General features: G+C 44.4%; 24 protein-coding genes. 17 read left to right on the top strand and 7 right to left on the bottom strand.

All coding sequences use genetic code 11. The features are described from left to right. The first annotated feature begins 19 nt into the window (after window positions 1-19). From Aso01_RS11270 to Aso01_RS11255, 4 genes are all read left to right on the top strand, one after another. On the top strand, window positions 20-1,225 hold the full coding sequence (locus Aso01_RS11270) for an acetyl-CoA C-acetyltransferase (RefSeq protein ID WP_004941226.1): 1,206 nt from the start codon (window positions 20-22) through the stop codon (window positions 1,223-1,225). A gap of 10 nt (window positions 1,226-1,235) precedes the next feature. Beyond that, window positions 1,236-3,371: a 3-hydroxyacyl-CoA dehydrogenase NAD-binding domain-containing protein gene (locus Aso01_RS11265; RefSeq protein ID WP_004941228.1), complete on the top strand. Its 2,136-nt coding sequence runs from the start codon at window positions 1,236-1,238 to the stop codon at window positions 3,369-3,371. A gap of 141 nt (window positions 3,372-3,512) precedes the next feature. Beyond that, window positions 3,513-3,743: a hypothetical protein gene (locus Aso01_RS11260; protein ID WP_004941230.1), complete on the top strand. Its 231-nt coding sequence runs from the start codon at window positions 3,513-3,515 to the stop codon at window positions 3,741-3,743. A gap of 16 nt (window positions 3,744-3,759) precedes the next feature. Further along, entirely contained in the window at window positions 3,760-4,617 is an 858-nt protein-coding gene (locus Aso01_RS11255; protein WP_004941232.1) for a patatin-like phospholipase family protein, read from the top strand. A gap of 145 nt (window positions 4,618-4,762) precedes the next feature. On the opposite strand, the gene Aso01_RS11250 is transcribed toward Aso01_RS11255, so the two are convergent. Further along, window positions 4,763-5,212 carry a GNAT family N-acetyltransferase gene (locus Aso01_RS11250; RefSeq protein ID WP_004941233.1) on the bottom strand — a complete coding sequence of 150 codons (450 nt, stop codon included), beginning with the start codon at window positions 5,210-5,212 and terminating at the stop codon, window positions 4,763-4,765. Next, the gene (locus Aso01_RS11245; protein ID WP_004941237.1) at window positions 5,213-6,436 is read right to left on the bottom strand and encodes a class I SAM-dependent methyltransferase; all 1,224 of its coding nucleotides are present in this window, start codon (window positions 6,434-6,436) and stop codon (window positions 5,213-5,215) included. Between the two features lie 102 nt (window positions 6,437-6,538). Between Aso01_RS11245 and trhA the strand changes: the two genes are divergently transcribed. The 3 genes from trhA to Aso01_RS11230 all read left to right on the top strand — a co-directional run bounded on the left by trhA (window position 6,539) and on the right by Aso01_RS11230 (window position 9,536). Further along, complete coding sequence (gene trhA, locus Aso01_RS11240) at window positions 6,539-7,180, top strand: PAQR family membrane homeostasis protein TrhA (protein WP_004941239.1); 642 nt, start codon at window positions 6,539-6,541, stop codon at window positions 7,178-7,180. A 143-nt stretch (window positions 7,181-7,323) separates the two neighbouring features. Beyond that, complete coding sequence (locus tag Aso01_RS11235; protein ID WP_004941241.1) at window positions 7,324-8,634, top strand: MFS transporter; 1,311 nt, start codon at window positions 7,324-7,326, stop codon at window positions 8,632-8,634. Between the two features lie 122 nt (window positions 8,635-8,756). Beyond that, entirely contained in the window at window positions 8,757-9,536 is a 780-nt protein-coding gene (locus Aso01_RS11230) for a hypothetical protein (RefSeq protein WP_004941244.1), read from the top strand. 18 nt (window positions 9,537-9,554) lie between these two features. On the opposite strand, the gene Aso01_RS11225 is transcribed toward Aso01_RS11230, so the two are convergent. After that, window positions 9,555-10,565: a metallophosphoesterase gene (locus tag Aso01_RS11225; RefSeq protein WP_004941247.1), complete on the bottom strand. Its 1,011-nt coding sequence runs from the start codon at window positions 10,563-10,565 to the stop codon at window positions 9,555-9,557. Between the two features lie 180 nt (window positions 10,566-10,745). On the opposite strand from Aso01_RS11225, the gene Aso01_RS11220 reads away from it, so the two are divergent. Further along, window positions 10,746-12,305 carry a phospholipase D family protein gene (locus Aso01_RS11220; RefSeq protein ID WP_370685151.1) on the top strand — a complete coding sequence of 520 codons (1,560 nt, stop codon included), beginning with the start codon at window positions 10,746-10,748 and terminating at the stop codon, window positions 12,303-12,305. Here Aso01_RS11220 and Aso01_RS11215 read toward each other — a convergent pair. Next, window positions 12,298-13,116, bottom strand: a complete 819-nt coding sequence (locus tag Aso01_RS11215) for a lysophospholipid acyltransferase family protein (RefSeq protein ID WP_025094414.1) — start codon at window positions 13,114-13,116, stop codon at window positions 12,298-12,300. The genes Aso01_RS11220 and Aso01_RS11215 overlap by 8 nt on opposite strands. Before the next feature lie 162 nt (window positions 13,117-13,278). Here Aso01_RS11215 and Aso01_RS16035 point away from each other — a divergent pair, with 162 nt between their 5' ends. The 4 genes from Aso01_RS16035 (at window position 13,279) to Aso01_RS11200 (ending at window position 15,943) form a co-directional block, all read left to right on the top strand. After that, window positions 13,279-13,413: a hypothetical protein gene (locus Aso01_RS16035; protein ID WP_004941256.1), complete on the top strand. Its 135-nt coding sequence runs from the start codon at window positions 13,279-13,281 to the stop codon at window positions 13,411-13,413. A gap of 96 nt (window positions 13,414-13,509) precedes the next feature. Continuing rightward, window positions 13,510-14,841: a ribosome rescue GTPase HflX gene (gene hflX / locus Aso01_RS11210; protein ID WP_004941259.1), complete on the top strand. Its 1,332-nt coding sequence runs from the start codon at window positions 13,510-13,512 to the stop codon at window positions 14,839-14,841. Window positions 14,842-14,884: 43 nt separating this feature from the next. Continuing rightward, complete coding sequence (locus Aso01_RS11205) at window positions 14,885-15,256, top strand: hypothetical protein (RefSeq protein WP_004941262.1); 372 nt, start codon at window positions 14,885-14,887, stop codon at window positions 15,254-15,256. Window positions 15,257-15,271: 15 nt separating this feature from the next. Further along, window positions 15,272-15,943: an LrgB family protein gene (locus Aso01_RS11200; protein WP_004941264.1), complete on the top strand. Its 672-nt coding sequence runs from the start codon at window positions 15,272-15,274 to the stop codon at window positions 15,941-15,943. 60 nt (window positions 15,944-16,003) lie between these two features. On the opposite strand, the gene Aso01_RS11195 is transcribed toward Aso01_RS11200, so the two are convergent. The 3 genes from Aso01_RS11195 to pdxA are packed head-to-tail and all read right to left on the bottom strand — an operon-like array spanning window position 16,004 to window position 18,658. Further along, complete coding sequence (locus Aso01_RS11195; protein ID WP_004941267.1) at window positions 16,004-16,852, bottom strand: symmetrical bis(5'-nucleosyl)-tetraphosphatase; 849 nt, start codon at window positions 16,850-16,852, stop codon at window positions 16,004-16,006. A gap of 2 nt (window positions 16,853-16,854) precedes the next feature. Beyond that, window positions 16,855-17,667: a 16S rRNA (adenine(1518)-N(6)/adenine(1519)-N(6))-dimethyltransferase RsmA gene (rsmA, locus tag Aso01_RS11190; RefSeq protein ID WP_004941269.1), complete on the bottom strand. Its 813-nt coding sequence runs from the start codon at window positions 17,665-17,667 to the stop codon at window positions 16,855-16,857. A 22-nt stretch (window positions 17,668-17,689) separates the two neighbouring features. Then, a complete protein-coding gene (gene pdxA / locus Aso01_RS11185; protein WP_004941272.1) occupies window positions 17,690-18,658 on the bottom strand; it encodes a 4-hydroxythreonine-4-phosphate dehydrogenase PdxA in 969 nt (322 codons plus the stop codon). Window positions 18,659-18,960: 302 nt separating this feature from the next. On the opposite strand from pdxA, the gene rplM reads away from it, so the two are divergent. The 5 genes from rplM (at window position 18,961) to Aso01_RS11160 (ending at window position 21,755) form a co-directional block, all read left to right on the top strand. Further along, complete coding sequence (gene rplM, locus Aso01_RS11180) at window positions 18,961-19,389, top strand: 50S ribosomal protein L13 (protein ID WP_002117832.1); 429 nt, start codon at window positions 18,961-18,963, stop codon at window positions 19,387-19,389. Window positions 19,390-19,401: 12 nt separating this feature from the next. Next, complete coding sequence (rpsI, locus tag Aso01_RS11175; RefSeq protein WP_002048725.1) at window positions 19,402-19,788, top strand: 30S ribosomal protein S9; 387 nt, start codon at window positions 19,402-19,404, stop codon at window positions 19,786-19,788. A 195-nt stretch (window positions 19,789-19,983) separates the two neighbouring features. Next, entirely contained in the window at window positions 19,984-20,634 is a 651-nt protein-coding gene (locus Aso01_RS11170) for a glutathione S-transferase N-terminal domain-containing protein (RefSeq protein WP_004941276.1), read from the top strand. Window positions 20,635-20,645: 11 nt separating this feature from the next. Further along, entirely contained in the window at window positions 20,646-21,080 is a 435-nt protein-coding gene (locus tag Aso01_RS11165; RefSeq protein ID WP_004941278.1) for a ClpXP protease specificity-enhancing factor, read from the top strand. Between the two features lie 18 nt (window positions 21,081-21,098). Further along, a complete protein-coding gene (locus Aso01_RS11160; RefSeq protein WP_004941282.1) occupies window positions 21,099-21,755 on the top strand; it encodes a hypothetical protein in 657 nt (218 codons plus the stop codon). Window positions 21,756-21,783 lie beyond the last annotated feature (28 nt).

Raw genomic sequence — 21,783 nt, 5'->3', positions numbered from 1 at the left:
ATCAAAAGAAGGAACACTGATGAGCGAAGCCTACATCATCGATGCCATCCGCACGCCACGTGGAAAAGGAAAAAAAGATGGCTCACTTTATGAAGTAAAACCTATCACCTTGCTCACAACCTTACTCAATGAACTTAAACAACGCCATCAGCTCGATACAGCCAAAGTGGATGATATTGTTTTGGGCTGTGTAACGCCAGTGGGTGATCAGGGTGGCGATATTGCCAAGACCGCTGCAATTGCCGCTGGTTGGAGCGATAATGTGGCTGGAGTGCAAATCAACCGCTTTTGCGCTTCAGGCTTGGAGGCTGTGAATCTGGCAGCACAAAAAGTCCGCTCGGGCTGGGAAGATGTTGTGGTGGCTGGCGGTGTAGAGTCGATGTCACGTATTCCAATGGGATCAGATGGCGGCCCGTGGGCGCTCGATCCAGAAACCAACTTAAAATCGTCTTTTGTGCCACAAGGCATTGGCGCAGACTTGATTGCAACCCTCGATGGATATACTCGTGCAGATGTCGATGCATTTGCAGTCGGTTCACAACAAAAGGCCGCTGCGGCGCAAGCGCAAGGTTATTTCGATAAATCTGTCGTGCCTGTAAAAGATCATTCAGGCGTCATGATTTTAGAAAAAGATGAATTTATCAAAGGTCAAACCACGCTAGAAGGTTTAGCCAAACTCAATGCCAGCTTTGAAATGATGGGGCAAATGGGTTTCGATGCCGTAGCCCTACAAAAATATCCAGAAGCGCAAAAAATTCATCATGTCCATCATGCGGGAAATTCATCCGGTATTGTAGACGGTGCAGCCGTTGTACTTATTGCCTCTGAAAAAGCAGTCAAAGAGCAAGGGTTAAAACCACGCGCTAAAGTACTGGCAACCGCGCTGGTCGGTACAGATCCAACCATTATGCTGACTGGGCCTGCGCCTGCAGCCCGCAAAGCCTTACAAAAAGCCGGCTTAACTATTGACGATATCGACCTATTTGAAGTTAATGAAGCCTTTGCGGCTGTAGTGATGCGTTTTATCAATGAACTACAGGTGCCAGAAGATAAAGTGAATGTGAATGGTGGTGCAATTGCCATGGGTCACCCACTGGGTGCAACGGGTGCTATGATTTTGGGCACACTGCTAGACGAACTAGAGCGTCAAGATAAAAAACGCGGGCTGGCCACCTTGTGTGTTGGCGGTGGGATGGGTATCGCGACGATCATTGAACGAGTGTAAGGAGAATCTCATGAGCGCAATTCACTACGAAAAAAATGCAGATCAGATTGTGATTCTCACACTCGATTCTACAGGGCAATCTGCCAACACCATGAATGCAGAATTTCGTGATTCACTGGATGAAATCACTCAAAAGCTCAAAGCCGAAACGGATCTGAAAGGCATTATCTTTCGCTCGGCCAAGAAAACCTTTTTTGCTGGCGGTGATCTAGACGAACTGATTCAGGTTCAGCCCGAACAGGCCAGCGACTTTTTTCAAATGATTGAAGCACTGAAAGCGAATTTACGCACCATTGAAACGCTAGGCGTGCCTGTTGTAGCGGCGTTAAATGGCACCGCACTCGGCGGCGGCTGGGAAATAGCACTCGGCTGTCACTACCGAATTGCGCTCACCGACCCAAAAACCAAATTTGGTTTGCCTGAAGTGACCTTGGGCTTACTTCCCGGTGGTGGAGGGATTGTTCGCATGGTGAGGCTGTTGGGCTTACAAACTGCATTTCCTTACTTGATGGAAGGCAAACAATTTGGTGTCGAGCAAGCAAAATCTCTTGGCCTCGTACACGATACTGCTGAAAATGAATCAGCGCTGTTAGAAAAAGCCATGACGTGGGTCAAAGCCAACACGAAAAGTCAGCAACCGTTTGATGTAAAAGGCTACAAGATTCCCGGCGGAGACCCCAAAACCCCTGCTGTGGCTCAGATCTTAGCGATTGCCCCTGCCATGCTCCGCGACAAAACCAAGGGATGCTATCCAGCACCGGAAGCGATTATGGCAGCAGCAGTTGAAGGTGCTCAGGTCGATGTCGATACCGCCCTTCGCATTGAGTCGCGCTACTTCACTCAACTGGCCACCGGGCAAATATCCAAAAACATGATTGGTACTTTCTGGCATGGGTTAAATGCCATCAAATCTGGTGCAAGTCGGCCCGCAGACATCGCCAAGTGGCAGGCCAAAAAAGTAGGCATCTTAGGTGCAGGCATGATGGGAGCCGGCATTGCATACGCTACAGCCACAAAAGGCATTGCTGTTGTCCTTAAAGACATCTCTCTTGAAAATGCTGAAAAAGGCAAAGCTTACTCGCACAAGCTTTTAGATAAGCGCGTTCAACAAGGACGCCTGACCGCAGAAAAACGCGATCAGATTCTTGCCTTAATTGTGCCAACCGCAACTGTGGCAGATTTACACGACTGTGATCTGATCATTGAAGCAGTCTTTGAAAACCAAACACTTAAGGCACAAGTGACTCAAGAGGCAGAACCTTATTTGGCTCAAGAGGGTATCTTTGCATCGAACACCTCTACACTGCCAATTAGTGGCTTGGCCCAAGCCAGTCAAGATCCAGAAAAATTTATCGGCCTACATTTTTTTAGCCCGGTCGATAAAATGCAATTGGTCGAAATTATCAAAGGCCAACGCACATCTGCTGAAACGCTGGCCAAAGCCTACGATTTTGTCCAGCAGATTGGTAAAATTCCAATTGTGGTCAACGACAGTCGTGGCTTTTTTACCAGTCGGGTTTTTGGCACATTTATCAATGAAGGAATGCGTTTACTGGCCGAGGGCGTACATCCAGCACAGATTGAAATGGCAGCCCTCAAAGCAGGTATGCCTGTTGGTCCGCTGGCCATACAAGACGAAGTGTCACTTACGCTGACAGAACACATTACCCAAGAAACCCGTCGTGCCTTACAAGCAGAAGGAAAAACCTTACCTGAATCTCCAGTTGATGATCTGATTCATTGCATGATTCATGAGCTCGACCGCAAAGGTAAGGCGGCCGGTGCAGGATTTTATGAATATCCTGAAAATGATAAAAAGTTTTTGTGGCCAGGACTTTCCCGCTGGAAAAAACCGCATTCCCTTTCTGAACAAGACATGATTGATCGTTTCTTGTTTGTTCAGGCACTCGACACCTTACGTTGCTACGAAGAAGGCGTCCTTGAATCGGTAATCGATGCCAATGTGGGGTCAATTTTTGGTATTGGCTTTGCTGCATGGACAGGCGGTGCTATTCAGTTTTTAAATCAGCACGGAACCGCACAGGCTTTAGAGCGTGCGCAACAATTAGAGGCGCATTATGGAGCACGCTTCACACCACCTGCGCTGTTGAAAGAAAAAGCGGCTACCAATCAGCCCATTCAGTAATGATCGGTTATGCGCAGTACGCCTTGTCTGTATAGACAAGGCGTACTTGTATGGCTGAAGTATGATGATTTAACACAGTTCACATCAGCAAAATATGCTATAACGCTGTTTTCATTATGCTCTGCATGTGGACGGCTAAGTATGAACCGAACAAATCATTCTAATGATGCGGAATCTACCGGATTAGGCTGGAAATTCGTTATGATTGTGGGGGTAATTACCACCATTTTTTTCACTTTTTTATATTTCGCCATGAGCAGCGAACCCGATTACATGCCTAGTCAGCAACGCCAAAAGCACGATACTTCCCATGCGTCAGTTGCGCCTGTTGCACCCCAAAATACCCATGCTCCCGCTTCGCAACAACCCTAATTTTTGAGTTTTTATTGTGTCTACTCCCCAACGTCAAGCACTTATCGTTGAAGGCGGCGGTATGCGCGGTGCCTTTACCGCAGGTGTACTCGATGCCTTTTTAGAAAAACAGTTTAATCCCTTTGATCTGTATGTCGGGGTGTCATCAGGCTCGACCAATCTGGCCAACTATTTGGCTGGTCAACACGGTCGCACGCTTCAGTTTTATATCGATCATTCTTTGCGTCCAGAATTTATCAGCTATAAACGCTTTTTAAAGGGCGGCGATTTAATCGATCTTGAATGGATGTGGCAGGTGGGTGAAGCAGAACGCCCACTCGATCAGCAGACACTCTTTGCCCAAAATCCCGACTTTTATATGGTGCTGACGCATGCACGAAGTGGTCGTGCCGAATATCTACGTGCAGGAAAGGACAATCTGCTCAGCGCCCTTCGTGCCTCAAGTACCATTCCTGTGCTCACCCGACAGCCTGTCGACATTATGGGTGAACCGTATTTTGATGGCGGTGTGGCCGATGCCCTACCAGTTCAATGGGCCGCGCAACAACACAATGTCAATGCACTCATGGTGATTCGTACACGGCCGCAACATTATGCCAAAACCAGCAGTAAGGGCGATCAGTTCTTGGCCAAGTACATGCTCAAACACCACCATGGTTTTGCCTCAAGTCTCCAAGCGCGCTGTTTACGCTATAACGACTCAGTGAACTTTTTACGTCAGCCAAACGAGCAGCGTATTTTGGAGGTGTGTGTTCCCAACAAAAAAGGCTTGGCCAGTCGACTCTGTAAAGATCGTAAAAAACTCGAATATACTTATCGGGTGGGTCAAGAAACTGGCTACGCCGCCATGGAAGCATGGCAATCGCTTAAATAAAGGGATGGCTTAACTCGGTTGAGATCAGATCAATTCGTTCTGATCTTTCCAAAATACTAACCGACTAACCGATTGGACAATAGATCATGGATGCTTAATTCCTGATTTCCCCAAGGAACCATCACACCCAAGCGCTACTTAATGTCTATGTAGTTAAAGATAAAAACATCTCAATATGTTCGATTCCGCAATCGTCATAAGTTTCACCGCGTTGAACGAAGCCCAAACGTGTGTAAAAACCTGTTGCATAGACTTGCGCAGAAAGTTTTAAATCAGGCAAGTTATGCTGCCTTGCATAATCAATCATGGCCTGCATAAGCTGCTGTCCAATCTTCATACTGCGATACGCTTTTAAAACCGCCACGCGCCCAATACTACGATCTGGAAGCAAGCGCGCTGTGGCAATTGGCTGACCATCGTGATAGATCACAAAATGCTGCGAAACCTGATCTTGATCATCCCATTCCTCTTGTTCAGGAATATGTTGCTCCTCAATAAATACCAGTGTCCGAATATATTTGGCATCCTGTTTGAGGCTGCGCCAATCTCCGATTTGAAGATCAAGTTGCAAGTTTGATGTAACGTTTTCAGTCATTTAACATTTACATCCTACATTTTCAATCGCGATCTGATCGTTTAATAGCAATTCTAAGGTTTGTTTCTCTATACCATACATCTGTTTTAATGCCTGAATCTGTTCCAAGATGTGTGCATCTGGCTGTTCATTCTGTTCACGCTTGGTGGCCAAAATCATTTTGTTTTTACTGGTATGCTCAAGTGAAACAAATTCAAAGACCTTAACGTCATAGCCATGCGCCTTGAGCAACAAGGCACGTAAGGTATCAGTGAGCATTTCGGCCTGCTGACCCGCATGGATACCAAATTGCAGCATCGGCTTAAGCACTTTCGGGCTTTGTAATTGCGGCCGGATTTCCTTATGACAGCAAGGTGCGCACATGATCATCGAGGCATTGAGCCGAATACCGGTATGAATGGCAAAATCTGTGGCGATGTCACAGGCATGCAGCGCGATCATTACATCTAAGCGTTCAGGTTGATAGGTTCGTACATCACCTTCAAAAAAATCAAGATGATCAAATTCTGATTTTAGTGCAAGCTGTTCACAAAACTCGACCAAAGCCGAACGTAACTCAACGCCTGTAATCTGTGGCTGAGTCTGGGTTTGCTGTTGCAAATAATCATATAAAGCAAACGTTAGATAGCCCTTGCCTGAACCAAAATCGACAATCTTGATGGTGTTGTCTTTCAGCGAAATTTGCTCATAGGCATGAGAAAAAATTTCAATAAATTTATTAATTTGTTTCCATTTTCTGGCCATCGCCGGAATGATTTTGCCATGACTGTCACTAATACCGAGCCCCTGTAAAAACGGTGCACTGGCATCGATATAACGCTGTTTTTCTCGATTATGCTGTAGTGTCGTGGCAGGTTGAGTACGGTTTGGCTGACGCTGTTGTACGGTGAGCATGGCCTTCTTTTTATTTTTTTTCAGTTGTGCATCTACGCGCGAGCTAAACAGATTCGCCTGCTTACACGCTGCCAAATAAGATTCGATACAATCAAGTGCTTCATCTAGCGGGTAGTTTTTGGTCACATCTTTGGTGGTGTAATGGTAAAGCACATTGAGTTTAACTTGTTGTTGCAATTCCACAACACGACACGTAATTTTCTCCAGCTCAGGCTCATCACCTTTATACTGACTCAAGATTAAACGATCAAATTCTTGATTTTCAATCGATTCTTGAATGAGTTCAAGGAACTGTTGTTGCGATGATATTTCGGAAGCCTGAACGGACATAATCAAAAACCTTGTGTGTTAAGCAACATAGTTTAAATCGACTTACTTTAAAAACAAAATTGAATTACTATACAAGTGTATTTTTAATAGAAAGAATAATGAATGGCTCAATCTCCTGTGCAAGATTACGATCCGCTTGAAGAACAGCTCAATGCATGGAGTCATGCACTCGGTGCAGGCCTCGCGGTGATCGGAGCAGTTTTTTTACTGATCAAAGGTAGCAGCTTACCCTTAGCGCAATGGATCGGGCTGCTGGTCTATGCCTTAAGCTTGGTGTTGCTGTTTAGTAGCTCCACGCTGTATCACTTTGCTAAAACCCAAGAAAAACGTCACTGGTACAAAAAGCTCGATCATACAGCCATTTATTATCTGATCGCGGGCACCTACACGCCCTTTTTGAGTATTGCGATTCCAACAGCCAAAGCCACCTATCTTCTAATTGCACTTTGGATCATTGCCTTGATCGGTACTTTGTTTAAGTTGGTGTTTATTCATCGTTTTCAAAAGATCTCGCTGGCAGCCTATTTGGTGATGGGCTGGCTGGCTGTACTGGTCGTCGATGATATGCGCAAGTTTCTTGGTTCAGATGCCTTGAATTTACTGATTTTTGGTGGCGCGGCTTATACGATTGGAGCATTGTTTTATGCTTTAAAAAAGGTAAGATATACCCATGCCATCTGGCATCTTTTTGTACTGTTAGGTGCAGGATCACACTTCTTTGCGATCTACTGGTACGTGATTTAGCCGATAAAGCCTGAAATTTCAGTGACCCTGATTTCTTGCGTTATCAGCAGCAAACTGTCGCTACTTTTTTAAGAAATTATCGCTTTTTTAAAAAATTACGCTTCCAAAAAAACGAATTTATTTTAAGAAGTGTAAGGTTATTTATGTCGTCAACCACAACTACAGCAAATCCTGAAATTGCCACAAATTCTAAAACTCGCGTTTTATTCGCCAGTCTTGTGGGCACCACCATCGAATTTTTTGATTTCTATATTTACGCCACCGCCGCGGTCATCATTTTTCCGCATTTGTTCTTTCCAGCAAGTAGTGGCAGTGCAGCCATCGTGCAGTCGCTGGCCACCTTTGCAATTGCCTTTATTGCCCGCCCAATCGGTGCGGCTTTGTTCGGTCATTTGGGCGACCGAATTGGACGTAAGGCAACGCTCGTGGCTGCACTCTTAACGATGGGGATTTCTACGGTCTGTATCGGCCTGCTGCCAACCTATGCCCAAATCGGCATTGTGGCACCGTTATTGCTGGCACTGTGTCGTTTAGGGCAAGGGCTGGGTTTAGGTGGTGAGTGGAGTGGCGCAGTCTTACTGGCAACCGAAAATGCACCAGAAGGCAAACGGGCATGGTATGGCATGTTCCCGCAGCTTGGCGCACCAATCGGCTTTATTCTGGCCACGGGCTCATTTTTGGCCTTGGGTGCCTTTATGTCGGACGCTGCCTTTATGCAGTGGGGCTGGCGTATTCCCTTTATTGCCAGTGCAGTCTTGGTGCTTGTGGGTTTGTATATTCGTTTGAAACTACACGAAACACCTGCATTCCAAAAAGTGCTCGACAAGCAAAAAGAAGTCAATATTCCATTTAAAGAAGTTATTACCAAACATTTCTCTAAGCTGGTTTTAGGTACTATTGCAGCCATTTGTACCTTTGTGGTGTTTTACTTAACCACCGTATTTGCTCTGAATTGGGGCACCAATAAACTTGGCTATGCACGAGGCGAATTTTTAGAGCTTCAACTGATTGCAACACTTTGCTTTGCTGCGTTTATTCCAATTTCTGCTGTTATGGCCGAAAAATTTGGCCGTAAAAAAACATCGGTTGGCATTTGTTTGGCAGCAGCAGTGTTTGGTCTATTGTTTGCGCCGTTGCTTGAATCGGGCAGTACTTTTTTTGTGTTCCTGTTTTTGTGCATAGGTCTTTCAATTATGGGGCTGACCTACGGGCCGATTGGTACAGTATTGTCAGAATTATTCCCAACATCCGTTCGTTATACCGGTTCTGCCCTCACCTTTAACCTTGCAGGTATCTTTGGTGCATCGTTTGCGCCACTCATTGCAACAAAACTTGCAGAAGGTTATGGCTTACAGGCAGTTGGTTGGTATATGTCTGCCGCATCTTTGCTGTCTCTGCTTGCCTTTTTACTGATTCGTGAAACCAAAGACCAAGATGTTAACAATCAGATTTAAGTGTTTATCGTTCTAAGAAACCAGCTTAGGCTGGTTTTTTTATACCGCTACAAAAAGCCACTGTTTTCCCAAATGATTCTTTTAAACAATAAGATCAACGCATCAATAATGATCAGAATAATATGCAAACCCTTACTCCAAAACAACGCCAAGATGTTTCAAAGTTGATCCAGCACGGCCAGAAAGTTGCTGCCGTGAAATACATAGTGGATCACACACACTGCTCCTTGCAGCAAGCAAAAATGCTGGCAGATCAAATCGAGCAGCAGCCTGAAATTTTATTCTCTTCGCCCTCAACAACATCCAGTATCGCCTTGGACTCTAGGCTCAATGAAACCCAGTTAGATGAACTGATCGGACTCATTGAAAACGGCGACAAGATCAAAGCCATCAAATATCTGGTTGATCACGGTGGTTACTCCTTGCAAGATGCCAAACAAGCAGTGGATCTGATCGAACAAGATCCAGATCAAATGGATGACTGGCTAGAGCCAAATCCCCCCTTAGCGTCTTCACCTTTAAGTTATGAAAGAATACAGGTCGATTATAGCAAACGCACCATGCATGTTATTGATTCAAATGGTCAAAAACAGCGGATTGATGAACAGCACCCTCATTGGAATCAAATCATGCAGCAATTTTATAGGCGCACCTACTCGAGTCTAGATGCATGTTTTATTGATTTGATCAAACGTCGAAATGAGGTAGAAGGTTCATCTTCTTCGTCTTTGTTAGAAAGCAACAATACCTGTCGTCATCCCAATACATTCGCATCTCGGCCTGTCATGCCCAATCAGATGCATGGCATTGAAGATCAGACCAAGAAAAAAGACATGTCTAAGCTTGTTTTGCTGTTTTGCATTGGACTGATTATTATCGCCATTCTATTCTGGATCACTTAATTGAGGAGTGTTTAGTCATTAAATTAACTCAATCATATCGATGGTTGGAGGTACCCGAAAACGAAACGGAATCCCCACCATCCCGGTGCCAACTGTCACAAAAACATCGGCATGTTCGTGTGTATATAGGCCCTTTTTGTGGCCTAAAATCGAAACTTTTTTCATAATGTAGCTGGTAACCCAAGGCAATTCAATTTGACCACCGTGGGTATGCCCAGAAAGCATTAAAGGACGTGTAGGCAAGGCTGGCACCATATCGACGGTATCCGGATTATGCGAAAGAATTAACCACGGTTTATCCTGTGGCAAATCAGGCATGGCACGCATGTCGGTTTTGCCGGCCCATAAATCACCGATGCCAATCAAACGAAATTCGTCAAAATCGATAATTTTTCCTTCAATATCTATCACATTATTACTTTCAAGCGCATTTTTCAGTAATTGCTGAATCGGAGGACCAGGATACTGTTCATCATGATTACCCGGTACCGAATAAACGGGTGCCTGAATTTCACTGAGTATTTTCAGCTCCTCTACCAATGTATTTTCAGGTTCGTAAGTCCAGTCGCCAGCGACCACCACCAAGTCTGGCTGTAACTGATTGAGCTTTTTCACCAGTGTACGCAGCTGACGTTCATGCCCAGAAAATAGTCCAATATGCAAATCGGCAATCAGTGCCACCTTAACGGGTGTATGAAAAGGTTGCTCGGGATTAAGACGATATTGATGGTGATGTACATGAATAAAATGCGGCTCGATAAAACGGGCGTAAATCAATACAAGGCTCAAGACACATATAAAAATTGCCTGCTGAGAACTGTAGTATCCGGTCCATCCCGCGTAAGTACTAAACAGCGCCAAGGGATACAAGAGATAAGACAGATAAAACACCAATAAATGAACGAACGCTTTAAAGGGATGAATAGTCTCGGTACGTGATTGACTCAACCAAGCCTGTGCAATAGCCCAAACTGCTAACAGCACAAAACATATATAGAAGTAAAAAATGATTGAACTAGAATTCGACATACCTGCTCTCAAAGGAAATAAGATCGTGCTCAGACATCTTTATTTCATTTATTTATCTTTAGATATGGAATAATTATACTCTAGCCCAGATTTTTGTTTGTACGTATTATGGCGAAATCATCTAAAACTCCTGTACAAGGTTTCAAATCCATGACACACGGTTACGCAATACCGCGTGCTATGGTTGCCTGCGCCTTCATTGGTGTGCTTGGAGTGAGTGGATGTAGCACACTGCCCAAACCAGGCCCAGAAGTGGCTCAGTATGCCAATCAAGTAGATACGTCAGACACCACACTCTCAAAAATTATTACGCCGCTTAAGCAGCAGAATCCAGATCTGACAGGCTATCATGTACTGTACGAGCCCTTAGAGGCATTGGCTGCGCGCTTGAGACTCATTGACAAGGCTGAAAAGTCTCTCGATCTACAATACTATATTTGGGATAACGATAAAATTGGTGCACTGGCGCTACATGCCTTAATTCGTGCTGCCGATCGTGGCGTCAAAGTACGCTTACTCATTGATGATAACAATGCTAAAAAAATGGAAGGCGTATTACTGGCGCTGTCGCAGCACCAAAATATCAACGTAAAACTGTTTAATCCCTACCGCTTTCGTCAATACCGCGCCATGGATATGGTGCTAGATTTAAAGCGCATCAATCGACGCATGCATAACAAGAGCTTTATCGCCGATAATCAGGTGGCACTGATTGGCGGGCGCAACATGACCAATCAGTATTATAACGTGAGCGACAACTACCAGTTTTCTGATGTCGACGTATTGCTCGTAGGCGCTGCCGTGGATGATATTGTCTCGTCGTTTGACGAATACTGGAACGATAAATACGCCTACTCGGTACAAAATATTGTCAACTCAGATCAGCACCGTTTACGCTATCCAGATTTAAAGCAGCAACTCGATCAGTACTTTAGCAAGGTCAGTGTACAAAACTATCTGGATCTCACCACTCGTTCGCATGCTTTTGACCAGTGGCTCAACAACAATATCCAGTTAGACTGGGTTAAAGCGACTGTTGTGAAAGACTCTCCAGATAAAATTCGGGCCAAGGCCAAGAAAGAACAGCATCTCAACTTTCAATTGATCAAGAACATTGAAAAGCCGCAAGAAAATTTAGATTTGATTTCGGCGTACTTCGTACCTGAAAAAGAAGGCGCCAAGCGTTTGACCAACCTGGCCAATGAAGGCATCAAAATTCGGGTACTGACCAATTCATTTAAAGCCAACGATGTGCCCGTAGTGCATGCTTTTTATGCCAAATACCGTCAGCAGCTATTAGAAAACGGTGTGCAATTATACGAGTTTTTGCCATCGCTTGAAAAAGAAGACATGGACAAATATACCGATGAATTGGTGAAGAAGGCCAAAGTCAGCATGAAAGGTTTGAGCCGCTCAAGCCTGCACGCCAAATTAATGGAAGTCGATCAAAAACAGGTGTTTATTGGCTCATTTAATTTCGATCCACGCTCATCGTACTTAAACACTGAAATTGGTGTTGTACTCAATAGCCCGCCGCTGGCACAAGCAGTACATCAAACCATGGATCAGCAACTGACCAAATATGCGTATAAATTGGTGCTCGATGCCAACCATAAAATCAACTGGTATCGCCAAACTCCGACGGGTACCAAGGTATATACCAAGGAACCTCGTATGAAATGGTGGCAAAAGGCGGGGATTAAGCTGGTCTCTTGGTTACCGATCGAAGGCTTTATGTAGTCAGTGGCGTCTGCTTCAATGTTAGCCGATGTAATTCTTCAAGGCCTTCGTGCATTTTGTGCTGAACTTCATCGGTCAGGCTTTTAAGTGTATGCCCTTCTACCGAAATGGCAGGCAGTGCCATCAAATGCGCCACGACTTTTGGCATTTCCAATACACGTTTCACATGTTCAACAAAAGACATATCACCAATAAATGGTGCCACCGTATCGAGCTCGCCGTGCTGATTAACATAGCAAATCAGACAAATCTGTACTGGCTTTTGTGCTTCAAGTGCAGCACCTAATATACGGCCATGCACGCGTTTAATGGTTTTACCATCGGTGGTGGTTGCCTCGGGAAAAAACAGCACCGGAATATCTTTTTTCAAAAATGCGCTAATTTGCTCGCGAATTCGAATCGAATCTCCCGAACCACGTTTGATAAACAAAGTGCCACCGCCTTTGGCGAGTTGACCCAGTATCGGCCACTTTTCCACTTCTGCTTTAGACAGAAAAAAGACGCGCGCACCAGAACCCAAGACTGCAATATCTAACCACGAGATATGATTACTGACCCATAAAGCCGGCTCACGCGGGATTTCACCATGCACGCGCACATCGAGATTAAAGACCTTACATAAGCGCCGACAAAAATATTGCACATAACGTGTGTTGGCGGGATCATTTGGATGCTTGTACAAACCATGGCGGTATACCAGATAAAATCCTTCTCCAACAACGCCCAAACCCAGCGCAAATTTTTTGCTGTATAACGCTAGGCGAGTCAGTGGGTTTAATGATGATTGTGTGTCAGCAGTGTGTTCTGTCATAAAGATCATGATGCATTCAGGTTGGGTACATTCTATACCGATCTGGTAAATTTTGTATTGATGATAAAAACCGAACGTCAGCATAAATAAATTCAATTTCAATTCTTTTTAGCAATTAACTATTATATTTTTATCGATAATTAAGATTACAAGGAGAGCAATATGAATACTCTTCAACAGCAACAGCATCACCACAACACTCATGCTGGCCCAATCTTACAGATGATCGCTGGATGGACCATTTTATATGCGGGTGCGATTATTTTAGCGGTAAAAGCATTTCATAGCCTGATTTAAATGCTCTGGTTAAAAGGCCTAAATGCAATTTCATTCGCCACATCTCAAGGATTATTCTAGAATAGTCCTTTTCCATTTATATGAGTTAAAGCGCCTGTGGAATCTGTGGAGCTGCATCAAAAAGAACGCGTCATCTTGGTCAGTGTGAGCGTCAATATCCTCGACGATCTCGATGCCGATGAGTTTGCATTACTCGCATCGTCTGCAGGTGCAGAACAACTAGATCATGTTTTTGCGCAGCGCGTTAAACCCGATCCGAAGCTGTTTATTGGCTCCGGAAAAGCCGAAGAGATTGCCGAGCGAGTACACGAGCTAGAGGCCAATCTGGTGATTTTTGATCACGCGCTCACGCCTGCGCAAGAACGAAATTTAGAAAAAATCATGAAATGCCGAGTGATCGATCGCACTGGGCTGATTCTGGATATTTTTGCGCAGCGTGCACGTACGCACGAAGGTAAGCTGCAAGTTGAATTGGCTCAGCTTAAACATCTCTCGACCCGTTTAGTACGTGGCTGGTCTGCTGGTTTTGAACAACAAAAAGGTGGTATCGGCTTGCGTGGTCCCGGCGAAACACAGCTCGAAACAGACCGTCGCCTGATCCGTATTCGAATTACCCAGCTCAAAGACAAACTGGAAAAAGTACAGCAAACACGGTTGCAAGGCCGTGCCGCGCGTCAAAAAGCAGCCATTCCGACGGTCTCTTTAGTGGGCTATACCAATGCGGGCAAATCTACCCTGTTTAATCATTTGGCCAGTAGCGACGTATATGCAGCCGATCAATTATTTGCCACGCTCGATCCGACGCTCCGACGGTTAGATTGGGATGGAATCGGTACCGTGGTGTTGGCAGATACCGTGGGCTTTGTGCGGAATTTGCAGCACGATCTGATTGAATCTTTTAAAGCCACACTTGAAGAAACTTTAGAGGCAACGCTATTGCTGCATGTGATCGATAGTAGCAGCCCTGACATGCTCGAACAAATTGAGGCCGTTGAAGGTGTACTCAAAGAAATAGGTGCACAGGCTCCGGTGTTACGTGTTTATAATAAAATTGATGTCAGCGGTGAGGAACCTAAACTGATTTATGCGCGTCCGCATGAGCCAGAGCGGGTTTATGTCTCTGCGCATTCTGGTCAAGGCATCGATTTACTACAAAATGCGGTCAAAGAATGCCTGATGGGTCAACATCAGATGTTTGAGCTTACACTCAAACCCACGCATGGCAAGTTACGAACGCAACTGTACAATCTGAATGTAATTCGATCGGAAGCCTTCGATGACGAAGGACATTTACATTTACAGGTCATGATTGCTCCGCAAAAACTCGAACAGTTGATTCGCCAAGCGCATATTTCACTAGACGATGTGCTGGGTGAACAGGCAACGCGTTTCAAACGACCACTCGAAGAGTTTGAAATCAAACGCTAGATCGGTTAAAACTTGGGTTATTAAGACAAAAAAGAACAGTGACATGGATTGGGTAAAACAGATTGACTGGCTGGCATGGTTCGGCACGCTCGGCTTAATTATCTTGTTTCGAGAAGGCTCGGTATGGGGAATGGGACATTTCGGTCATCCCGAGCTGGGAAATCTAGTGGGACTAATCGGGCTACTTGCTGTTTTACTGATCTGGCGTAAATTCAAAAAAGTACCTCCGCGGCTGGTCGATACCAACAATAAAATTATGAAAGAAAGCGGATTCGCTTTTTTACCCATCTGTGCCGGCTCTCTCATGATGCTGGTCCACATGGGCAGTGAAATTCCGTTATTTTTAGCTGTGTTAGTCGTCAGTACATTATTACCGCTCTGGGTTTATGCCAAAATGGCTAAACATTGGCTGTAAGGAGATCGTCAATACATGTTCACCATTCTTTACGGCTTTATCATTACCTTGATTGCCTATGTATGTGCCAAGCCCTTAAATAAGCGCGTACCTCAAATTCCGGTCTTGGTATTTGGAATGTTTATTGTGGTTGCATTATTGGCATTGGTTGGACTGCCCTATGAGCAATATATGAACAGCGTAAACGGACTATTTAGTCATTTGCTTGGCTATGTCACCGTTGCATTGGCCATCCCGTTGGCGGCCATGCGCTACGATGATCTGCCACTCAAATCACTGATCGGTATTTTATGCTTTGCCAGCTTTAGTGCTGTGGCCCTGCCCGTGAGTCTGGCTTATTTACTACATATGTCGCATCCGACGATTTTGGCCTTTATGACCCGTGCCGTGACTACACCGATTGCACTGAACATTGCGACGCTTCTACATGCACCACTGACACTGGTTACCTTAATTGTGATTTTATCGGGGGTGATTGGAGCTGCTTTCTCGCCATGGATTTTAAAACATATTCATGATGAACGTGCTTCTGGGCTGGCACTTGGTCTTGCAGCACATGCCATTGGCACCGCTCAAGCATGGCAGCGAGGCCCTGTTGCTGGGCGCTATGCCGCTTTTGGCATGGCACTCAATGGCGTATTTACTGCCCTTTGGTTACCAACCTTGGTCCTCTCGCTACAGTCTTAAATACATTCATCTTAACTATATTAATGACCGCAGTGATTGTCACTGCGGCTCAATACTTGATTACCAATCTTCTGCAAGCGGGTTTTGAACGCTAAAAGCCCGTTGATCTTCCAATCGGTATGCGATGAGTCGACGCCCCCATACACAGCCACCATCTACGTTTTGAATACGCTCGTTAATGGTCATGCCTTGCAAGGCCGCCCAATGACCAAAAAAGATCTGGTGTGTATGTGCCGCTGGACAGTCAAAATCAAACCACGGCAAAAAGCCTTTTGGCATGGGTTCTGTCAGTTCATCTTTAAAACTAAATTCCAGACGTCCATGCACATCGGTCAAACGCATACGGGTTAAGTAGTTGGTAATCGCACGCAGTCTGTCCATACCTGTCAATTGATCTGACCATAATGTCGGCGCTTCACCATACATTTCAGATAAAAAGGCATCGAGTTGAGTCAGATCATCATGTCCGATATAGGTTTCCACTTCACATGCAAGGTCAAATGCCTGTTCAGCCGTCCATATACACGGAATTCCAGCATGGGTAATCACTGTCTGCCGATCAGGAAACAGACACAGTGGCTGGCGACGCAACCAATCTATGAGCTCATCGCCATCAATCGCATCAAGCACTTGCTGGGTATTGTCTCTGGCTTTTACTTTTTTGTGTCCACGAGCGCAGGCAATCAAGGTTAAATCATGATTTCCCAAAACCGTTTCAGCACATCCACGCTCGGCCAGTTTCTTAACAAAACGCAGTACACCGACTGAGTTTTCCCCACGCGCTACCAAGTCGCCTGCAAACCAAAGTTTATCTAAATCTGGGTCAAATTGAATTTCTTTGAGCAATGCTTTGAGCGCTTCAAAGCATCCCTGAACATCACCAATCACATAGTTGTAGCGCGTGGTCATACTTACGGCACCATTTGATCAGACAATGCCACAAATTGTGCCAGCGTTAAAGTTTCTGGGCGTGCCATCGGATCGATACCCGCCTTATCAAAAGCGTCGTCTGCAAGCATACCCTTTAGGCTATTTCGCAAGGTTTTACGACGCTGCGTAAATACATGAGAAACCAAACGAGACAATGCTTTTTCATCTTTGGCCACAATCGGTTTTTCTTTATACGGCACTAAACGAAATACCGCACTGGTGACTTTTGGAGGTGGGTTAAATGCGCCAGCAGGCACTTCAAATAAAAACGTAGGCTGACAGAAATACTGAATCATGACCGATAAACGACCATATTCTTTGGTATTAGGCTCAGCAGTGATACGATCAACGACTTCTTTTTGTAGCATAAAATGCATATCTTTGACTTTGTCGCCGAATTCCAACAGATGAAACAACAAAGGCGTCGAGATGTTATACGGCAAGTTACCCACCACACGAAGTGGACGTTCTTGCGTCGCTAACTGACTAAAATCATATTTGAGTGCATCGGCTTCAACGATTGTTAAGCGTTCTGGATGTGGAACACGCTCAGGCAAGCCTGCCGCCAAGTCGCGGTCAAGTTCGACCACTGTGAGGGCGTCACACTCACCGATCAAAGGTGAAGTCAGTGCTGCCAGACCAGGCCCAATCTCGACAACATTATCACCTGGGCGCGGATTGACTGAACGGACGATTTTTGCAATAACCCGTTGGTCGTGTAAGAAGTTCTGACCAAAACGTTTCCGAGCTTTATGCCCTTCTTCTTTGGGGTTTAGGGCATTAATTTGATACATAAAGACTTCCAACGTAATTCGATTATTGACGTGCCAGCGCCAAAGCCAGCTCAACCGCCACATGTAAACTTGTACTTTTTGCCAATCCAGTTCCGGCCAGAGACAGCGCGGTTCCATGATCAACCGATGTGCGAATAAAAGGCAAACCGAGTGTAATGTTCACTGCTTCACCAAAGCCTTGTGATTTTAACACAGGCAATCCCTGATCGTGATACATCGCCAGCACGGCATCTGCATCTTTTAAATATTCGGGTGTAAATAAAGTATCGGCAGGCAGACTCAAACTTAAATCGATCCCTCGATCTCGGTAGGCTTGTAAAACCGGATTGATAATTTCAATCTCTTCACGGCCTAAATAACCATCTTCGCCCGCATGAGGATTCAAACCACAGACTAAAATTCGTGGTGTGGCAATTTTAAATTTACGACGAAGATCGTGCAGCAAGATATCAATCACCTGAATCAAGCGCGCTTGAGTAATGGCATCGGGAACATCTCGTAAAGCCAGATGTGTAGTCGCCAGCGCAACACGCAAACTATGCGTTGCCAGCATCATGACCACGCGTGGAACCCCTGCCATTTCTTGATAAAACTCAGTATGCCCACTAAATGCAATCCCAGCATCATTAATGACCGATTTTTGTACGGGAGCTGTTGCAACGCCGACACTCTTTTGCTCGATTGCGTAGCGGGCTGAGCGCGTCAATTGTTCAATCACATACGCTGCATTAGCAGAGTCAAGCTGTCCGGCTTGAACAGGTTTAAATAACGGAACATGTTCCACATAAAGCTGTCCAGACATCGCAGCTTCAGGCTGACCTGTATAATCTAGTAACTCAACCTCATATCCGAGCTGTGTTGCGCGAGATTGTAATAGCGATCGATCTGCCAAGACCACAACAGGTCGTTCAAACCGATGGCGACTCAAACTCAAGCAAATATCTGGGCCAATGCCTGCAGGCTCTCCTGAGGTTACATATAAGGGCATCATGGTATTTATCCTCCGCTAAGCTCTGAGTATACCTATGGATGCCTCAGACAACACAGCCATTTGAGTGGATTTGTATTAAATATCAATGCATGGCTGTGTAATTAAAAAAATGAAAGCGAAAGATTACATCTACATCACTTTTCTTAAACTGCCATTTGATCAATTTTGTATGCAAACAGTCTGAAATTCTCGGTTTTGGCGAACTTTTTGATTGTGATTCCACCCAAATTCATATAGAATTTGCACTCCTTTTGTTTGGACAGATTCCATAGTCCAAACCAACTATAATAGGTAGTGGTTTAATGAAAACTCTCAGCGCTAAGCCAGCTGAAGTTCAACACGACTGGTATGTTGTTGATGCTTCTGGCAAAACTTTAGGTCGCCTTGCGACTGAAATCGCTCGTCGTTTACGCGGTAAGCATAAAACTTCTTATACTCCTCACGTTGACACTGGCGATTACATCGTTGTGATTAATGCTGAACAAGTTCAAGTGACTGGTAAAAAATCACTTGATAAGAAATACTATCGCCATACTGGTTTCCCTGGTGGTATCCGTGAGACTAACTTCGAAAAGTTAATCGCTCACAAGCCTGAAGCTGTTCTTGAAAAAGCAGTTAAAGGCATGTTACCAAAAGGTCCTCTTGGTTATGCAATGATCAAAAAAATGAAAGTGTACGCTGGTACTGAGCATCCGCATGCTGCTCAACAGCCACAAGTTTTGGACATCTAAGGGATACAGCACATGGCTACTAATTATGGTACAGGTCGCCGTAAGACCGCAACTGCACGTGTTTTCTTGTCAGCTGGTACAGGCAAACTCGTTATTAACAACCGTACTTTAGAGCAATATTTCGGTCGTGAAACTGCTCGTATGGTTGTTCGTCAACCTTTAGAACTTTTAGAAGTTACTGAAAAGTTTGACCTTTACATCACTGTTAAAGGTGGTGGTATCGGTGGTCAAGCTGGCGCGATCCGTCACGGTATTACTCGTGCACTCATCGCTGCTGACGAAACTTTAAAACCTGTTCTACGTCAAGCTGGTTTCGTTACTCGTGATGCTCGTGAAGTTGAACGTAAGAAACTTGGTTTACGTAAAGCTCGTAAACGTCCTCAATTCTCTAAACGTTAATTCGTTTACGAATTGGACAAAAAACCTCGGATTTCCGAGGTTTTTTTATGATTATTTGCAGCATCTATCATTACAGTTTGGGTTAAAATAATGAAGGCTTTATGCTATAAAATAAATAACTAATACGCGTGCCATTATCTTTTTAGACCCAAGTTTAGTATCCTACAACCTTTAGAATTTTTAGTATCTTAAGCTATGCCAGTTGAAAATCCATCTGTCCAAGGAATCACATTGTACAGTCATGCAGATGATTTCAGGTCACACTGGATCCGCTTCTTATTGGCCGAGAAACAAATCAAATATCATCCGGTTTTCGTTGATTATGAAGATGAAGATCTGGCCAGTCTAAACCCTTACAATCAACTGCCAATGCTGCTAGAAAATAACTTAAAGTTGTTTTCAGCTTCGATTATTGCAGAATACATCGACGATCGATATCGTCAAAACAAGCTCTATGCCGATTCTCCAGCAGCACGGGCAGAACAAAGACAATATATCTGGCGTTTTGAAAATGACTGGTTTAAGCTCGCAGACATCATGCTACGCCATTCAGATACATTGCAGCCTGAACAACAGCAGAAGGCACAAAAAGAATTACGCAATACGCTGCTATCGCTAGTGCCACTCTTTCAACATTTCCCCTATTTTATGTCTGAAACATTTAGCATTCTTGATTGCATGCTTGCCCCAATGTTTATACGCTTATCTCTCATGGGGGTAGAGCTGCCTAAAACCAGCAGTCGCCCGATTACGTTGTATTGTAATCGTGTTTTTAGTCGTCCTGCTTTTGTTAAATCGATGACTGCGCAGGAAAAAAGTCGTTATAGTAATTTAATTAACCTATAGATGAGTACACAATGTCTGAAACTGAAATACCGTTAAGTCCAACTCGCCCATATATGGCTCGTGCAATTTATGAATGGATCTGCGATAACCAGCTGACACCCTATCTCTTGGTCGATGCGACACAGCCTTACACCTCTGTTCCAGAACAATTCATTCAAGATGGACAAATCGTATTAAATATTGCACCACATGCCGTGCATCAGTTTCAGATGACCAATGATGCCATCACCTTTTCAGCACGTTTTGGTGGCGTTTCACGTGACATATATGTACCGATCTACGCGGTCGTTGGCATATATGCACGTGAAAATGGACAAGGACTTTTCTTTGATCCTAGTGAATATTCAAATATCCAGATGCCAGAAAATGCTCTAGAATCGGAAGAGCAAGAAAAAACTGAACCTGAAACAAGCAAGAAGAAACCAAATTTAAGACTTTTAGATTAGATCATCACGGAGTGTAAGATGGCGTTTGATTTAGTGCATTATTTTGCTGAACAAAGTTTGCTTCAATCCCCAAATTTACTTAATGGCAGTACAGTTCAAACGCGTCAACAACAAGTTTTTGAATTGAACGCATTGGTACTAGGTAAGCTAATTCAATTGTGGCGCAAGGATAGTGACAAGCTCTATACTGAAATACAGGATCAAAACCCGCTTTATATTCAAGAGATTGCAAGGCATCTTACAACATCTCCTAAAAACCAATCGACATTGTCTAAACAACAGCTTGAAAGTAGTCTCAGCGAAATTCTAGCATTACAGCTTTCAGAGCTTAAACAGTTAGAGCAAACGGGTCATTTAGGTAAAATAGGCTTAAATGAGCTGATGATCGGACAAATTGACCATCTTTCTGGGCAAGCCGATGATTGGGTTTGGTCAACAAACCAACTAACAGAATTGATAGGATCTAAACCTAGTATTGAAGAAGATGTATCATTAGACGAAACAATGAAGGAATTCAATCAAATGGTTCATACTGCTCACCACGACACGGACAAACATGATGTAAACGAAGTCGTGCATGATGTTGTGCCAACGTGGTCAAAAATCGTAGCACCACTTGTTGCTTTAGCTGTTTTAATCTTTCTTTATGTGCAATATGGACATTTGGTGGGTTAAATTTGCTGTTAAAATTTAAGTGTTAAAG

Origin of the sequence: Acinetobacter soli (genome assembly GCF_000760595.1) — a bacterium.
GTDB classification, from domain to species: Bacteria; Pseudomonadota; Gammaproteobacteria; order Pseudomonadales; family Moraxellaceae; genus Acinetobacter; species Acinetobacter soli.
Note: the sequence above shows the minus strand (reverse complement) of the source record. Positions and strands in the feature narration are given on the sequence as shown.

Coding starts and splice junctions, on each gene's coding strand:
- Aso01_RS11265 (WP_004941228.1), top strand. CDS start 1,236: ATGAGCGCAATTCACTACGAAAAAAATGCAGATCAGATTGTGATTCTC.
- rsmA (WP_004941269.1), bottom strand. CDS start 17,667: ATGTATCAAATTAATGCCCTAAACCCCAAAGAAGAAGGGCATAAAGCT.
- rpsI (WP_002048725.1), top strand. CDS start 19,402: ATGGCTACTAATTATGGTACAGGTCGCCGTAAGACCGCAACTGCACGT.
- Aso01_RS11270 (WP_004941226.1), top strand. CDS start 20: ATGAGCGAAGCCTACATCATCGATGCCATCCGCACGCCACGTGGAAAA.
- Aso01_RS11200 (WP_004941264.1), top strand. CDS start 15,272: ATGTTCACCATTCTTTACGGCTTTATCATTACCTTGATTGCCTATGTA.
- Aso01_RS11205 (WP_004941262.1), top strand. CDS start 14,885: ATGGATTGGGTAAAACAGATTGACTGGCTGGCATGGTTCGGCACGCTC.
- pdxA (WP_004941272.1), bottom strand. CDS start 18,658: ATGATGCCCTTATATGTAACCTCAGGAGAGCCTGCAGGCATTGGCCCA.
- Aso01_RS11195 (WP_004941267.1), bottom strand. CDS start 16,852: ATGACCACGCGCTACAACTATGTGATTGGTGATGTTCAGGGATGCTTT.
- Aso01_RS11220 (WP_370685151.1), top strand. CDS start 10,746: ATGGTTGCCTGCGCCTTCATTGGTGTGCTTGGAGTGAGTGGATGTAGC.
- Aso01_RS11165 (WP_004941278.1), top strand. CDS start 20,646: ATGTCTGAAACTGAAATACCGTTAAGTCCAACTCGCCCATATATGGCT.
- Aso01_RS11170 (WP_004941276.1), top strand. CDS start 19,984: ATGCCAGTTGAAAATCCATCTGTCCAAGGAATCACATTGTACAGTCAT.
- Aso01_RS11215 (WP_025094414.1), bottom strand. CDS start 13,116: ATGACAGAACACACTGCTGACACACAATCATCATTAAACCCACTGACT.
- Aso01_RS16035 (WP_004941256.1), top strand. CDS start 13,279: ATGAATACTCTTCAACAGCAACAGCATCACCACAACACTCATGCTGGC.
- Aso01_RS11250 (WP_004941233.1), bottom strand. CDS start 5,212: ATGACTGAAAACGTTACATCAAACTTGCAACTTGATCTTCAAATCGGA.
- trhA (WP_004941239.1), top strand. CDS start 6,539: ATGGCTCAATCTCCTGTGCAAGATTACGATCCGCTTGAAGAACAGCTC.
- rplM (WP_002117832.1), top strand. CDS start 18,961: ATGAAAACTCTCAGCGCTAAGCCAGCTGAAGTTCAACACGACTGGTAT.
- Aso01_RS11230 (WP_004941244.1), top strand. CDS start 8,757: ATGCAAACCCTTACTCCAAAACAACGCCAAGATGTTTCAAAGTTGATC.
- Aso01_RS11260 (WP_004941230.1), top strand. CDS start 3,513: ATGAACCGAACAAATCATTCTAATGATGCGGAATCTACCGGATTAGGC.
- Aso01_RS11160 (WP_004941282.1), top strand. CDS start 21,099: ATGGCGTTTGATTTAGTGCATTATTTTGCTGAACAAAGTTTGCTTCAA.
- Aso01_RS11245 (WP_004941237.1), bottom strand. CDS start 6,436: ATGTCCGTTCAGGCTTCCGAAATATCATCGCAACAACAGTTCCTTGAA.
- Aso01_RS11235 (WP_004941241.1), top strand. CDS start 7,324: ATGTCGTCAACCACAACTACAGCAAATCCTGAAATTGCCACAAATTCT.
- Aso01_RS11225 (WP_004941247.1), bottom strand. CDS start 10,565: ATGTCGAATTCTAGTTCAATCATTTTTTACTTCTATATATGTTTTGTG.